This is a genomic window from Kitasatospora sp. NPDC057692 (genome assembly GCF_042799475.1).
Taxonomy (GTDB): domain Bacteria; phylum Actinomycetota; class Actinomycetes; order Streptomycetales; family Streptomycetaceae; genus Kitasatospora.
Genome location: NZ_JBHVIV010000001.1, coordinates 1 through 15,118, shown reverse-complemented (window position 1 = coordinate 15,118; position 15,118 = coordinate 1). Strand labels below are relative to the sequence as shown.

8 protein-coding genes and 2 rRNA genes are annotated in these 15,118 nt (G+C 69.5%); 5 read left to right on the top strand and 5 right to left on the bottom strand.

Annotated features, from left to right (window positions below; all coding sequences use genetic code 11):
- The first annotated feature begins 194 nt into the window (after positions 1 to 194).
- From ACFVFS_RS00050 to ACFVFS_RS00030, 5 genes are all read left to right on the top strand, one after another.
- Complete coding sequence (locus tag ACFVFS_RS00050; RefSeq protein ID WP_380618315.1) at positions 195 to 1,919, top strand: hypothetical protein; 1,725 nt, start codon at positions 195 to 197, stop codon at positions 1,917 to 1,919.
- A gap of 289 nt (positions 1,920 to 2,208) precedes the next feature.
- Positions 2,209 to 2,700: a hypothetical protein gene (locus tag ACFVFS_RS00045; RefSeq protein WP_380618313.1), complete on the top strand. Its 492-nt coding sequence runs from the start codon at positions 2,209 to 2,211 to the stop codon at positions 2,698 to 2,700.
- The gene (locus ACFVFS_RS00040; RefSeq protein ID WP_380618311.1) at positions 2,697 to 4,775 is read left to right on the top strand and encodes an Hsp70 family protein; all 2,079 of its coding nucleotides are present in this window, start codon (positions 2,697 to 2,699) and stop codon (positions 4,773 to 4,775) included. Before ACFVFS_RS00045 ends, ACFVFS_RS00040 begins: the two co-directional genes overlap by 4 nt.
- A gap of 414 nt (positions 4,776 to 5,189) precedes the next feature.
- Positions 5,190 to 5,480 carry a hypothetical protein gene (locus ACFVFS_RS00035; protein WP_380618309.1) on the top strand — a complete coding sequence of 97 codons (291 nt, stop codon included), beginning with the start codon at positions 5,190 to 5,192 and terminating at the stop codon, positions 5,478 to 5,480.
- Positions 5,481 to 5,780: 300 nt separating this feature from the next.
- Complete coding sequence (locus ACFVFS_RS00030) at positions 5,781 to 6,899, top strand: serine hydrolase domain-containing protein (protein ID WP_380618706.1); 1,119 nt, start codon at positions 5,781 to 5,783, stop codon at positions 6,897 to 6,899.
- Between the two features lie 74 nt (positions 6,900 to 6,973).
- Here the strand turns inward: ACFVFS_RS00030 and ACFVFS_RS00025 are convergent, their stop codons facing one another.
- From ACFVFS_RS00025 to ACFVFS_RS00005, 5 genes are all read right to left on the bottom strand, one after another.
- Complete coding sequence (locus ACFVFS_RS00025) at positions 6,974 to 10,210, bottom strand: acyltransferase family protein (RefSeq protein ID WP_380618307.1); 3,237 nt, start codon at positions 10,208 to 10,210, stop codon at positions 6,974 to 6,976.
- A gap of 16 nt (positions 10,211 to 10,226) precedes the next feature.
- Positions 10,227 to 11,939 (bottom strand): glycosyltransferase family 2 protein, encoded by a 1,713-nt coding sequence (locus ACFVFS_RS00020; protein WP_380618704.1) that lies wholly within the window; start codon positions 11,937 to 11,939, stop codon positions 10,227 to 10,229.
- A gap of 311 nt (positions 11,940 to 12,250) precedes the next feature.
- Complete coding sequence (locus ACFVFS_RS00015) at positions 12,251 to 13,699, bottom strand: glyceraldehyde-3-phosphate dehydrogenase (RefSeq protein ID WP_380618305.1); 1,449 nt, start codon at positions 13,697 to 13,699, stop codon at positions 12,251 to 12,253.
- 189 nt (positions 13,700 to 13,888) lie between these two features.
- Positions 13,889 to 14,005: ribosomal RNA gene (rrf, locus tag ACFVFS_RS00010) — 5S ribosomal RNA — on the bottom strand.
- Between the two features lie 85 nt (positions 14,006 to 14,090).
- A 23S ribosomal RNA gene (locus tag ACFVFS_RS00005) occupies positions 14,091 to 15,118 on the bottom strand; the annotation flags it as partial.

Below are 15,118 nucleotides of genomic sequence, written 5' to 3'. Positions count from 1 at the left end.
TCCCGCTCCGACGGCTCAAGGAGGCCGAACCCCCGCAGAGGTGCCTGGACTTGTGAGGCCGATAGGGATGGCCGACGGTTCCGGCAGTGATCCGCTCACAGCTGGGACTTGGCACCGTGCGCCGAAGATATCGATCAGATGAATGATCGGCAGACCTACCGATCCAGGCATGTCAGCATGCGTAGCCTGATCCCGTGTTCAGTCCTGTCGATCCGGTGTCAGCCGAACTGGAAGCCAACGCGGCCGAGGTGAAGAGGCTCGCCGCCCAGGAAGAACGCCGCAGGCAGAAGAAACCTCCGGAAGGCAGGCCGAGCGGCTTCACCCTGCGCCGGTGGCGGCTCGTGGGAGTCAACGGTGCGGAATCCGTCGAGGCTCTGCTCGGCATACTCAAGGAGCTCTCGACAACTTTCGAACAGCCTGCGCCGCCCGCCCCTGAGCGCACCCGTGCCATAACCGCTGCGCTGGAGGGCGAGCCCGGTGAAGACTTGCCGGCGGCAGTCGCACGCGAGCTCCGGAAGCGCCCGGCGATGGAGGTCCTGCGGCATCTGCGCACGCTCCGCGAGGCCCGGATAGAGTGGCTCACTCCCGGAGCTGCCGGGCGTCTCGGCATTCTCACCTCGACTGCGCCTGCGCGCCGGCTGGTCCATGCGCCGCATTCCGGGGACGCCGGCGCCGCCTATGAACTGTTCGTCTCGATCACCACAGGTCGGCCGACCCCCAGCGTACGCAAGCACCTCGAAACCCAACTGGCCCTGCTGCCGCTGCCGGTCGTGGACACCCTGATCGACATCGGGGCACTCGGCGGGTCCGATCGCCCCTGGGCCGCCCGCCCCCCGGAGGAAGGCCCCTACCTCAGGGCCCGGACGGATCCGGCCCAGTTGAGACCGGCGCAAGCGGAGGAACTGACCTGGCCGTCGTTCGATCGACGCCATGCCTTTGTCAGCGGCTGGGTACTCCCGGAGCCCGGTGCAGACAGCCCGGGATCGGACCTCTACGACCACCTGGTCAGCCTGACAGCCGGCGAGACCCACCATCTGGGCGAGCTGGAAGGGATGCTGCCCGAGGTCCAACGCATATCGCTGCGCAACCTCAGATCCTATTGCAGCCTCGGCAGTTGGCCGCCCCATATGCTGGCCGACCGCGGGTTGTGGCTGCTCATGGAAGCACTCTGGCGACCGCAGGAGGCCATTGATCCCCGGCTCAGCCCGTTCCATGCCTGGGCTGCACTGCGCCGAGCCCGTCAGTTGATCCACGACGGCCAACACCAGAGTGCCGCAACACAGACCCTCCGTCTCCTGAGGATGGGCGAGGCAGAGGCCGAGCCGGACTACCTGGCCGAGGTCCTCAATCTGGATGCCTACCGCGCCTTCTGCAACGACAGGCTCGCGGAGGCGGAACAGACGCTGCTCCGGGCTCTGGCGATCCTTCCTCCGGCCCCTGCGGGAGATCTACCCTCCGGGTCGTCCGACGGTCGCAGCCGACTGGAATCGAATCTGATCGTGGTGAGGCGTCGGCAGACCACCAAGAGGAATGACCGCACCCCCTCGCACAATCCCTTCCTGGAACTCGGTCTGCCACATGGGACTCTCGATTGGGAGGACCTGTACCGCGAGTTCACGAAGGAGGCCTTGCACGACACTCAGGAGCGTGCACGGCTCAATGACATCAGAGTGCGGATCGAGTCCGTCCTGCGGGTGGGTGCCATCGACGCCGGGGTCTTCGTGGTCCCGCACGACGAGAGGCCTTACCAGGATCCGGACGAGCGCTCGACTCTCCTGGTTCCTCCACTGCCGCCTCTTGAGCGACGCACACCCCAGCTCGATTCAGGCGACATTGAGGCCCTTCGTGCCAGGGCAGCCGTCGATCTGCTCGACGAGTTCCTGACCGCTCCTCCCCGCGTAGTCCGCAGACGCAGTTGACACATCCGCACATTCCATCATCCGCCTACTCCCGCCGTTCCGTTTCTCTGCCCGTCATCACCTTCAGGGACAACAGTTCATGCCACTCCCACCACAGAGCCGGTCCCGCGGCCGAGTCCTGCGCAAGCGGATCCCGAAGCCGATCGGATCCCGGACAACCTGCCCTCACTGCGGCCGGGCACGGGTCTCACCGACTCCATCGGCCTTCACGTCCGGCAGGACGAAGCCCGGGAGGGCGCGCACCGACCCCGTTCCGTCACCGGCAACCCCCGCATCGACCTCCGCCTGGATGCGCGAGAGCGAACCCTTGGAGCCCGGAACGGTGGTGAGGCGGCTGACGGCAGCGATCCCGGACGCCCTGTCGACGATGGGCGAGGACCTTGGTGACGCGGGAGCCGGCGCCACGGTCGCGTCGGCCGTCCGCTCCGCCGTCCTGGCGGAGTTTCGGACCCGTGCCCAACTGGCCGGGCGGATATGCGAGATCGACGCAAGACTGTGGGAGGAGACCGGGCTTTCCCGGACCGGACGCCAGGCCATCGACGACCACCTCACTCAGCTCGGCCTACGACGCGTGACCGACCCTTCTGCGGCACCGGACCTCTTCGTCGTGACCGAGGGCAACGGCCCCGTCCTCGAACTCATCCGGCCCGCATACCGTGACGAGATCACGGGCCAAACCGTCCTCGGGGGTCAGCTCCGGCGCCGGGAATCCCCGCCTCGGGAGCAACACGATGCCGCTTCCGAAGAGCGTGAACAGGACACACGGAGCGAGGCACAGTGACGACCACCGGCATCGATTTCGGCACCACGAACTCAGTGGTGGCCCAATGGAACGGCGAGTACGCGGAGGTCCTTGAGCTGGGCGCGAACGGTTTGGATGCGGACTGGCGCCGACCAGGCTTCGACCTGCTCTTCCCCTCGGTGGTCGGCACCAGCTCACTGCGCAACGGCACCCTCTTCGGTTGGGAGGCGAAGCTTCGCTCCGAGGAAGCGGTGGAAGCCAGCAAGCGCCTTCTACGCGCCGAGGAATTCGTGACAGTGGGTGGCCGGCGTTTCGCAGCGACGACGACTGCGGCCGGCATCTTCCGCAGGATGGCCGAGCTGGCCGAGCGAGAGGCTGCCACCACGATAGACAGCGCGGTGGTCACCGTGCCGGCCAATGCCACCGGCGCGGCGCGGTTCCGCACTCGCGAAGCAGCAAAGTTCGCGGGGATCAGAGTCAAGGCACTGTTGAACGAGCCCACCGCCGCAGCGATCTCCTACGTGCACGGGCTTCCCCCCTCCGCCGCCGACGGCCAGTTCCTGGTCTTCGACTGGGGTGGGGGGACCATGGACGCCACGATCCTGGTTCATGACAGCCGACTGCGATTCCTCGATGAAAAGGCATCACGAGGTGTCAACAAGCTGGGCGGCATCGAGCTGGACGCCCGGCTACGACGTCTGGTCCTGGAACGAACACCACCGCAGCCACGCTGGACCCCTTCCCAGGAGCGTCAGTTCGCCCTGGACATCGAGCGTTCGAAGATCTTGCTCTCGCAACAGCCCTCCGTCCTGATACCCACCCCTGGCGGCAGTCTCGTAGAGATCACACAGGTCGAGTTCGAGAACGAGATCCAGGACCTCATCACACGGGCTCTCGATCCCGTCGAGGAGTGCCTGGACGATCTCCGGATGGACCCGGACGAGATCACCGCGGTTCTGATGATCGGCGGCAGCAGCCAGATCCCGGCCGTACGCGATGCCGTCGCGGATGCCCTGGATTGTGTGCTCGTGGATCCGGCCAAGTGCAATCCCCTGACAGCCGTGGCGCGTGGGGCTGCGATCGCCGCGGCTACGCTGGACGGCCGGCTGGACGGCGTAGTGCAGGTGGTCAACTGCCACGCCCTGGGAACCAGGGTGACCAACGAGGCCGGTCACCGGAGCTTCGGCACAGTGATCCCCCGTCGCAGCCCTTTGCCTCGGATCCAGGAGAAGTCGTACACGCCGCACGACGGACGGGCGACCAGTCTCAAGATCGAAGTATGGGAAGGCGACCCGGATCGACCGCTCGACGACATGGACAATGTCAAACTCGACACCCTCACCTTGCGATACCCACCCGACTTCACCAGCGCCAACAGGTCGTTCCGGCTCCAGTACACCTACGATGCCGACGGACTGCTCCAGGTAAAAGCCTGGCTGGCGGGCCGCGCGCAACCAATTGTCGACCAGACGGTGGACAGCTTCGGCGGTACCGGCGTCCCACCTGCGGTGGCGCGCGAACTCGACGCCCTCACAGCCGTCAAACCTCGCGATCCTGGCCTTCCGCCGAAGCCCACGCACCCACCGCTGATCCCACCGGCCGGCGCCCGCAAGCCCGACGCGGCAGCCGCCGGAGGGCCGAAGCCCTCTCCTCCCCGACCGAGGGGCGAGGCTGCGGCCCCGTTGATCGTGGACGGTTCCAATCTGGCATGGGTCTCGGCACCCAGCCGCCAAGCCGGCGGTCGGCCGAGCATGGCCCGCTTGCAGCAGGGGGTCTCCGAACTGAGGCGGCGCTTTCCAGGACGCGCCATCCACGTGGTGGTGGACGCGACCCTCCGCCATGACGTCGTCCTCGAAGAACGCGCCACCGTGGACCAGGCGATCGACTCCGGCACCGTGGTTCAGCCTCCGGCAGGAACCGAAGGCCGCGGGGACGCCCTCGTACTGGACATCGCAAGTCAGGTCGATGGAGTCGTCGTATCCAACGACAACTTTGCACCGTTTCAGGAAAGGCACTCCTGGCTACGGCTACAAGGCCGAGTACTGGGCGCGACGCTCTCCCAGGGCGTGTGGGTGTTCAGTCCGCGCACGCCACCCTCGCCGCGCCCCAGATGACGAGGAGATCCCCGGACAGTCCACCGACCGTGCTGTAGGCGGGATCCGGTCTGTCGACCGAAACGGTCCGAGGGCGATGCCGAACGGTTCCTCAGCCAGGACCGTGTTCCGGTGGCGGATAGTCGGAAGGGCTGGGATCGGGCACGGGCGCAGTCCGTTCCCGATCCCAGCCGGGGGGAAACTCCTGGGGCACCGTCGTGCTCACTCCGCGATCGCAGTCTCCTGTCCCATCCTGGCTGCGGTCTGCGGCTGAACAGACCTGGTTTATCACCGGCACGTCCCGCGGCTTCGGCCGCGCCCTCACCCGTGCGGCCCTTCAGTCCGGCGACCGGGTGGCGGCGACCGCCCACCAGCCGGAGCAACTGGCCGACCTCGTCGATGAGTTCGGCGACCGTACTCACCTCCTCATGCTCGATGTCACCGATCAGGGGCGTGAAGGTGCTGGTGGTCGAGCCGAGCGGGTTCCGCACCGACTGGGCCGGCTCCTCGATGACCGTCCACGACGTCCCGGAGGCGTACGCCGCGACGGTCGGCGCCATGAGCACCTGCCTGCGGCAGGGCGGCGCCGGCCCCACCGACGGCGCCGTGCGCGCCGCCGAGTTCCTCGCGCGGGTGGCCAAGCGGCGCGACGTCCCCGAGCACCTGCCGGTCGGGGCCTACGCGGCCGAGGCCTCCATCGCCCAGGACCGCCGGCTCCTCGACTAGGACACCAGGTGGCGCGAGGTCGCCCGCTCGGCCGACTTCGCCGAGGCCCGCCCCGTGCCCTTCCCGGCCGACACGGTGTCCTGACCGGTCCGCGCTCCTCCCCTGGAGCGGAACGGTTGGCTCCACGGGGGGAGACGGTCACGACCTCGGGCGGAGGCCCCGGCCTCCGGCGGCGAGCAGGCTGGAGGCAGCCGGAAGACGTCCGGCCGCCACCGGGAGGGACCGAGATGACCACCACCGCCGTACCGAACCGCCCCGCCGCACTCCGCACCGCACGACGGCTCGGCGGCCGCCGTCGCCCTGGCCGGCGCGGGGCTGCTGGCGGCACTGACGCCCACCGCCTCGGCGGCGGCCGCACCAGCCGCCGACCCGGCGGCGCTGCAACGGGCGCTGCGGGCCGTGGTCGGGGAGGGCGGCTCGTCCGCGGTGCTCGCCGAGGTCCGGCAGGACGGCCGCACCGCCTGGCGGGGGACGGCCGGGGTGGCCGATCTGGCGACCGGCGCACCGGTGCCGGACGGCGCCCGGTTCCGGATCGGCAGCGTCACCAAGACCTTCGCCGCCACGGTCGTGCTCCAACTCGTCGGCGAGCGCCGGATCGGCCTGGACGACCCGATCGACCGCCACCTGCCCGGCCTCGTGCCGAACGGCGCCGCGATCACGGTGCGCCAACTGCTGAACCACACCGGCGGGATCCACAACTTCACCGACGACCCGCGGTTCGACACTCAGGGCGAGGAGGCCCTGGACCGCTGGCTGGCGGTCGGCCGCTGGACGACCTACCGGCCGCTGGACCTCGTGCGGATCGCCACCGCGCACCCGCCGTACGACGCCCCCGGCGCCGGCTGGCACTACTCCAACACCAACTACGTCCTGCTCGGGATGATCATCGAGCGCGTCACGGGGCGCACCTGGGACGAAGAGATCGAGCGCCGGATCATCCGGCCGCTCGGCCTGCACGACACCTCGATGCCGCTCACCTCGACGGACGTCCCCGGGCCGCACGCGCACGGCTACGTCGAGCGGCCCGGCGGCCCGGCGGACGTCACCCTCCTGAACCCGTCGGCGTTCGGCCCGGCCGGCGCGGGCATCTCGTCCACCCGGGACCTGGCCCGCTTCAACGCCGCGCTGCTCGGCGGCCGGCTGCTTCGTCCGGCGGAACTCGCCGCCATGAAGCAGCAGGTCGACACCGGTCACGGCGCCACCTACGGCCTCGGGCTGAGCCGCTACCCCACCGCGTGCGGCGAGTTCTGGGGCCTCACCGGCGGCATCCCCGGGTACGGCACACTGGTGACGGGCGACGCGGCCGGGCGACGCCAGGTCGTCGTGTCGGTGAACCCGTACCACCGGACCGAGGCCACCGGCACCACCTTCCAGGCCCTGGTCGACACCGCGACCTGCGGGGCGGGCGGCGGCCGGTGACGACGGACGGCCCCGGGCCGGGGAGCGAGGAGAGCTCCCCGGCCCGGGGCCGGTGTTTGCCGACGGGTCGGCGGCTACGGCTTCGTGGCGACGGAGACGTAGTCGACCCGCATCGGGTGGCCGGGTTCGGTGGCCTGGGTGACGGCGCCGCCGAAGGCGGTCGGCAGGTTGCCGCCGACGGCGACGTTGAGGATCAGGAACAGGCCGTGGTTGACGGCCCGGTCCCAGGTCGCGCGGTCCATCTGCGCGGCCCGCACCCGGTGGTGCTCCCGCCCGTCGAGGTACCAGCGGACCTCCTCGGCGCCCGGCCTCAGGTCGACCTCGACCGCGTAGCGGTGGACGCCGGTGCGGCACTCGGCGCCGCAGGGCTGGTCGCCGGAGGTCAGGCCCCGGGGCTCCTGGCAGGGGCCGCCGTCCAGGACGCCGCAGTGCATCGTGCCGAACACCGCGTCCCGGCCGTTGACCTGCTCCATCACGTCCAGCTCGCCGATCGCCGGCCAGCCGGTGTAGCCGTTGCGCAGCTCGCCGCCGAGGGTCCAGAAGGCGGGCCAGTAGCCGGAGGCGGCCGAGCCGGTGACGTCGGGCAGGGCGATCCCGGCCTCGATCCGCAGCACGCCGCCGGGCGGCGGGGCGAAGTCGGCGCGGCGGGACTCGATCCGCCCGGACGACCACTGCCCGTTCGCGTCCCGGGTGGGCACGATCTCCAGCGCGCCCCGGCCGTCGAGCCGGACGTTCGCGGTCGAGTCGGTCATCGTCTCGACCTCGCCCGTCCCCCACTGCGGGGCCGGGCAGCCCGGGTAGCAGGTGCCCAGGTCGTACTGCCAGTTGACCTCGGACGGGCGGCTGCCGGCCGGGCCGTCGAAGTCGTCGCGCAGCAGCTGCGTCCAGCCGTCCGCCGTGACCGGCGGTGCCGTGGCGGAGCCGCCGGGCGCGGCCGGACCGCCGGGCACGGCGGGCGCACCGGATACGGCGGGCGCACCGGGCGCGGCCTTCGGCGGCAGGGCTCCGGAGTCCGTCAACAACCGCTCCAGGCGCGGCGTCAGGACGACGGTGGCGACGTTGGTGAGGTGCGCGTCGTCGCGGTAGAGCAGGATGCGCTCCAGCACCGCCGGGCAACTGCGGCCGCTGCCGGGGCAGATGACGTCGTTCACCGACACCGCGCGCACACCCGGCAGCCGCCCGGCCGCGACCTCCTCGGCGAGCGGGTCCGCCCACAGCGCCTTGTCGCGCGGGAACTCGCAGGCCGCCGGGTCGTCGGTGTGGCCCGACACGCAGGCCGGCACGTCCGTCCCGGGGATCGGGGTGTCGCGCACATAGACGATCGGGACGCCGAGCTCGCGGAGCGGGGTGAGGGTCTTCTCCCAGCCCTGGAGCAGCAGTTCACGGTCGTCGGTGTACCGGTTCAGGGCGGAGACGACGATCAGCCGGGGCTTGGGTCCCTCCTTCAGCCGGGTCAGCGCGTTCGCCCGCCAGGTGTCGCACTCGCGGTAGGTTCGGCCCAACTGCGGGTTCACCACCGTGAGTTCCGGGAGCGGGCAGCCCTGCTTGACCAGCTCCTCCAGTTCCCAGCGCCGTTCCGCGGCGATCGCGAGCAGCGCCGAGAACCACTGGCCGGCGTGCGAGTCGCCGAGCAGCACGATCCGGTCCGGGCTGCCGACGACGCCGAAGCGGCAGTCGGGACTGGTGGTGGCGGTCGGGGCGACCTCGCACTCGCCGTCCGGCGGGAAGTCCTTGCGGGCCTGGACGGCGTCCGGCACCACCGCCGGACCGTTCGCCGCCGCCGCGGTGCGCACCAGCAGCGAGGTGCCGTCCGCCGCGCCGGGCGGCAGGCCCCGCAGGTCGACCGGGGCCGCCGGCCCGAGCAGCCGCAGTGTGCCGGAGCCGACCACCAGCGCCAGCACCACCGGGATGACCACCGAGGCGAGGCCCAACGACAGGCCCCGGCGCGGGAGTTCGGAGACGGTGCGGCTGTGCCGCAGTGGCCGCTCGACCCACCGCATCACGGCGGCGGCGGGCAGTGCGGCGGCAGCGGTGAGCGCCACCTTCACCGGCCAGCTCAGCGGGCCGAACCGCGCGCCGACGAGAACGAGCACCGGCCAGTGCCACAGGTACAGGTTGTACGAGAGCCGGCCGATCGCCCGCGGCACGCGCAGGCCGAGCACCCGGTCCACCCCGAGGCCGCCAGGGCCGTCGGAGCCGGAGGTACCGGCCCGACCGGGGGCCCTGTCCCGACCGGGCGTGCCGGCCAGGATGACGGCGGCCGTGCCGAGGGTGGGGACGAGCGCCGCCCACCCCGGGTACGGGGTCGTGTTGTCGTACGCCAGGACGCACCCGATGATCGCCGCCGCCCCGCCCCAGCCGACCAGCACGCGCAGCACGCGCGGTCCGCTCAGCAGGTGCCAGGGCAGCAGGGCGAGCAGCGCGCCGACCCCGAACTGCCAGACCCGGGACGGCGTCCCGAGGTAGGCGAGCGAGACGGAGTCGTGCGTCCAGCGCAGCGAGAGCGCGAAGGAGCCGACGGTCAGCACGGCGGCGAGCACGGCCGCGACCGGACGCACCGCCCGCCCGCGTCCGTCCGACCGGCCGCGCCGCACCACCCGCAGCACCAGGTAGGCGGTGAGCGCCAGCAACGGGCCCCAGAACAGGTAGAACTGCTCCTCGACGGCCAGTGACCAGAAGTGCAGCAGCGGGCTCTCGTCCCGCCCGGCCGCCAGGTAGTCGGTCTGCTGGGCGACGAAGCGCCAGTTGCCGACCGAGAACGCCGCCGCGAGCACGTCGTACTCCAGGTCGGCGCGCCGCAGCGGCACGGTCAGCCAGGCGCCGAACAGCGCCACCGCGCCGAGCACGACCGCCGCCGAGGGCAGCAGCCGGCGGGCCCGGCGGGAGAAGAACTCGCCCAGCCGGATCCGGCCGGTCGTGGTGGCCTCGCGCAGCAGCAGGCCGGTGATCAGGTAGCCGGAGATGACGAGGAAGACGTCCACGCCGACGAAGCCGCCGGCCAGGCCGGGGACGGCGGCGTGGAACGCGAGGACCGCGAGCACGGCGACCGCGCGCAGGCCCTCGATGTCGGGGCGGAAGCCTGCCCGGCGGGGCGCCGCGCCCGGGGCATCGGAACCCCGGGAGGCGGCGCGGCCGAACAGGCCGGTCGAGCGGGACGGACCGGCGGCCGTCCGTTGGACGGGGATGGTGAAGGCGTCCGGCCGCAGCTCCGGAACGGCCCGGTCGGCGGCCCGGTCGGCGACCGGGTCAGTGACCGGGGAGGGAGGCGGTACCGGCGACGGTATCGGTGACGGTGTCGGTGACGACGACATGGATGGCGACGACCTTTCAACCCAGCCAGGGCAGCATCGGGCGGGCCCAGCCGGACGCGAGCAGAGCGGTGAGCACGAGCGTGGCGGTGGCGGCCAGCCCCTCGGGCCAGCGGCGGGGCAGCATGCCGGGCCGGGGCGCCTTCGGCCCGGCGGCGGCGCCCTCGCCGCGATTGCCGCGGACCTCGCCGAGGAGGTCGCGGATCAGCGGCAGGCCGATCTGGGCCTGCACCGCGAGGTAGAGCGCGAGGCCCCAGTTGGGACCCCAGCCGTACTCGGCGACGGCCAGGCCGAGGCCGAGGGCGCCGACCGCGAGCGAGGCGCCGAGCCAGGCCAGCGAGAGCAGCACCACCTTGCGGGCCATCCCGCCGGACCGCGCCTTGCCGCGCGCGGCGGGAGCGCCCCCGCCGGCGGAACCGGCGGGACCCGCGGAACCTGCCGCACCGGTCGGCACCCAGGCGGCGCTGCGTCCGCGCAGCGTGTGCCAGAACGCGACACCGGCGGCGACGCTCATCAGCACGTTGGAGCGGATCACCTCGATCCGCCAGCGGGTCCGGCTGACCCGCGGCAGCAGCACGTGCCAGAGCCAGAGCGGCGCGAGCATCGGCAGGACGTGCCAGGGCCGGATCTGGTCCGGGTAGAAGAACATCATCACCAGCGGCGGCAGCGGCGCGACGAAGACGTTCACGGCGGCGGCCAGGTAGCCGACGATGCCCTCGTAGAAGCAGAGCCGCATCCGCCAGGGCGCGCCGATCCGCTTGAGCTCGGGCGAGCCGAGCAGGTGCAGGTTGCCCATCGCCCAGCGGTACTGCTGGTTGACGTACGAGGCGAGGTTGTCCGGCGAGGTGCCCTTGGCGACCAGCACCGGGACGTACAGCGTGCGGTAGCCCTTGGCGTACAGGCCGAGGCCGGTGAAGAGGTCCTCGCTGTGGTCGAGCCGGGCGAAGCCGCCGGCCGCGTCGATCGCGACGCGCCGGTAGACGGCGTTGCTGCCGCAGCAGATGGCGGCGTCACTGGCGTCGCGGGAGGGCTGGATCCAGCGGAAGAACCACTCCTGCGCGGCACCCGCGGCGCGCTCGATCCAGCTCATCGACTCGTCGGTGTCGAAGCACTGCGGGCTCTGCACGATGCCGATCCGCGGGTCCGCGAAGTACGGCACCAGGTGGCGCAGGAAGTCCGGCCGGGGCGCGAAGTCGGCGTCGAGGATCGCGATCAGCTCGGCACTGCTCAGTGTGAGCGCGTGATTGAGGTTGCCGGCCTTCTTGAGGTGCCCCCGGTCGGGCCGCACCACGTACCGGTACCCGTGCGCGGCCGCCAGCTCGGCGACCTCGGACCGGTCCGCGTCGTCGAGCACCCAGACCGTCAGCGCGCCGGGCCAGTCCACTCTGGCGACCGCCCGGTAGGCGTTCTCCAGGATGTCCAGCGGCTCCCCGCAGGTCGGCAGGTACAGGTCGACGGTCGGCAGTTCCTCCGGCGCCCACGCGTGCACCAGCACCTCGTGAGACTGCCGGGTGAGCCGCCGCTGGCGCAGGCTGTTGACGGACGACAGCGCCAGCGCGACGACATTGAGCCCGAGAACGGCGAGGAACACCCAGAGCGCCGGCGTCCGCAGCGCGAAGGTCAGCATCGTCCCGGCCGTGAACACGAACGCCGCCGAACTGGCGACGAGCACCCATCTCCGCTGCGGCCCGAAGTACCAGTACAACTCCTGGTCGTCGGGCGGTTGCGGCAGATGCGCAAGAGAATCGGAAGAGGAAGAAGACAAAGAGGAAACAGGAGATACCTGTTGAACAGTCATATGGCCCCCACAGCCGTGTTTCTGACAGCTCCACGGGCCACAGTACCGCATTGGTATAGACCACTAATCCACGTATCCAGGCCCTGGACGCCACCTCCGCGCCACCTCCCCCACTACCGCGAAGCAGCAGGTCACGCGGACGTGAACGTTCCTCCAACAACCTCCCGCCGGGCGGACGCGAAAACGCCTGTGGGGCGGCAACCGGAATCCGGTTGCCGCCCCACAGGCGTTGCGCGTTCCGCGGATCAGACCGCCGGGACGGGGTACGTCGGGTACTCGACGCCCGAGACGTGCTGGACGACCCGGATGACCTGGCAGGAGTAGCCGAACTCGTTGTCGTACCACAGGTAGAGGATGGCGTTGTCGCCCTCGACCTTGGTGGCGCCGGCGTCGACGATGGACGCGTGGCGCGAGCCGATGAAGTCGTTCGACACCGCGTCGGGGGCGGTGGTGAAGTCGATCTGGCGCTTCAGCGACGAGGTCAGCGACACGTTGCGGAGGTAGTCGAGGACCTCCTCGCGGGTGGTCTCGCGGGCCAGCTGGAGGTTCAGGATGGCGATCGAGACGTCCGGCACGGGCACCCGGATCGAGCTGCCGGTGATCTTCGCCTTGAGGTCCGGCAGCGCCTTGGCGACGGCCGAGGCGGCACCGGTCTCGGTGATCACCATGTTCAGCGGTGCCGAGCGGCCGCGGCGGTCGGCCTTGTGGTAGTTATCCAGCAGGTTCTGGTCGTTGGTGAACGAGTGGACGGTCTCCACGTGGCCGCGGAGCACGCCGTACTCGTCCTCCATCGCCTTCAGCGGCGGGACGATCGCGTTGGTGGTGCAGGAGGCACAGGAGATGACCTGCTCGTCCGGCTTGATGGTGTCGTGGTTGACGCCGTGCACGATGTTGGGCACGTCGCCCTTGCCCGGGGCCGTCAGGACGACCTTCTCGATGCCGGGGCGGAGGTGCTTCGAGAGGCCCTCGCGGTCCCGCCACTTGCCGGTGTTGTCGATCAGGATGGCGTCCCGGATCCCGTACACCGTGTAGTCGACCTCGGACGGGTCGTTGGCGTAGATCACCTTGATCTCGGTGCCGTTGGCGATGATCGTGCTGTTCGCCTCGTCGACCGTGATCGTGCCCTGGAACTGCCCGTGGATGGAGTCGCGACGCAGCAGGGAGGCGCGCTTCACGATGTCCTGGTCGCCGCCGCCGCGGACGACGATGGCGCGCAGGCGCAGGCCGTTGCCGGAGCCGGCCTTCTCGATCAGCAGACGGGCGACCAGGCGGCCGATGCGGCCGAAGCCGTAGAGGACGACGTCACGCGGCGACTCGCGGCGCTCGATCTTGTTGGCACCCGTGGCACCGGCGACGGCCTCGGCGGTGAACTGCTCCACCGAGAGGCCGCGGCTGTCGGCGCGGTAGGTGGCGGCAAGCATGCCGAGGTCGATCTGGGAAGGGCCGAGATCCAGGGTGGTCAGCGCCTGCAGGAAGGGCAGCGTCTCGGTGACCGAGAGCTCCTCGCCGGCGATCTGGCGGGCGAACCGGTGGGTCTTCAGGATGCTGACCACCGACTTGTTCACCAGGGAACGGCTGTACAGCAGGACGGTGACGTCCCGCTCCCGGTGCAGTCGGCCGATGATCGGGATCATCGACTCCGCGATCTCCTCGCGGTTCTTCCAGTCCGTGAACACGTCGTCGTTGACAGTCACAAGTCCATCTTTCGAGCTAGGAGGGTGTTCACATGCTAACTGGGCCCCACCCCGCTCACCGAAACGGTTCTGCCCTCTCCCGCATGACAAGAATCACATATGATCCCCCCCTGCGTGTCTTACGAAGCAAGGTTGGGCAACGCAAACAGGCCCCCATCCGAAGGGATGGGGGCCTGTTTGTGAATGATTGTTCGGCGGCGTCCTACTCTCCCACAGGGTCCCCCCTGCAGTACCATCGGCGCTGTGAGGCTTAGCTTCCGGGTTCGGAATGTAACCGGGCGTTTCCCTCACGCTATGACCACCGAAACACTATGAAACTGTCAACCGCACCCACGACAGGCCATGTCATGGGGGTCGTTGTTTCAGAACAACACAGTGGACGCGAGCAACTGAGGACAAGCCCTCGGCCTATTAGTACCGGTCAACTCCACCCCTCACAGGGCTTCCATATCCGGCCTATCAACCCAGTCGTCTACTGGGAGCCTTACCCTCTCAAGGAGGTGGGAGTGCTCATCTCGAAGCAGGCTTCCCGCTTAGATGCTTTCAGCGGTTATCCCTCCCGAACGTAGCCAACCAGCCATGCCCTTGGCAGAACAACTGGCACACCAGAGGTTCGTCCGTCCCGGTCCTCTCGTACTAGGGACAGCCCTTCTCAACACTCCTACGCGCACAGCGGATAGGGACCGAACTGTCTCACGACGTTCTAAACCCAGCTCGCGTACCGCTTTAATGGGCGAACAGCCCAACCCTTGGGACCTACTCCAGCCCCAGGATGCGACGAGCCGACATCGAGGTGCCAAACCATCCCGTCGATATGGACTCTTGGGGAAGATCAGCCTGTTATCCCCGGGGTACCTTTTATCCGTTGAGCGACGGCGCTTCCACAAGCCACCGCCGGATCACTAGTCCCTACTTTCGTACCTGCTCGACCCGTCAGTCTCACAGTCAAGCTCCCTTGTGCACTTACACTCAACACCTGATTGCCAACCAGGCTGAGGGAACCTTTGGGCGCCTCCGTTACCCTTTAGGAGGCAACCGCCCCAGTTAAACTACCCACCAGACACTGTCCCTGATCCGGATCACGGACCCAGGTTAGACATCCAGCACGACCAGAGTGGTATTTCAACGACGACTCCACCATGACTGGCGTCACGGCTTCAAAGTCTCCCACCTATCCTACACAAGCCGAACCGAACACCAATATCAAGCTATAGTAAAGGTCCCGGGGTCTTTCCGTCCTGCTGCGCGAAACGAGCATCTTTACTCGTAATGCAATTTCACCGGGCCTATGGTTGAGACAGTCGAGAAGTCGTTACGCCATTCGTGCAGGTCGGAACTTACCCGACAAGGAATTTCGCTACCTTAGGATGGTTATAGTTACCACCGCCGTTTACTGGCGCTTAAGTTCTCAGCTTCGCC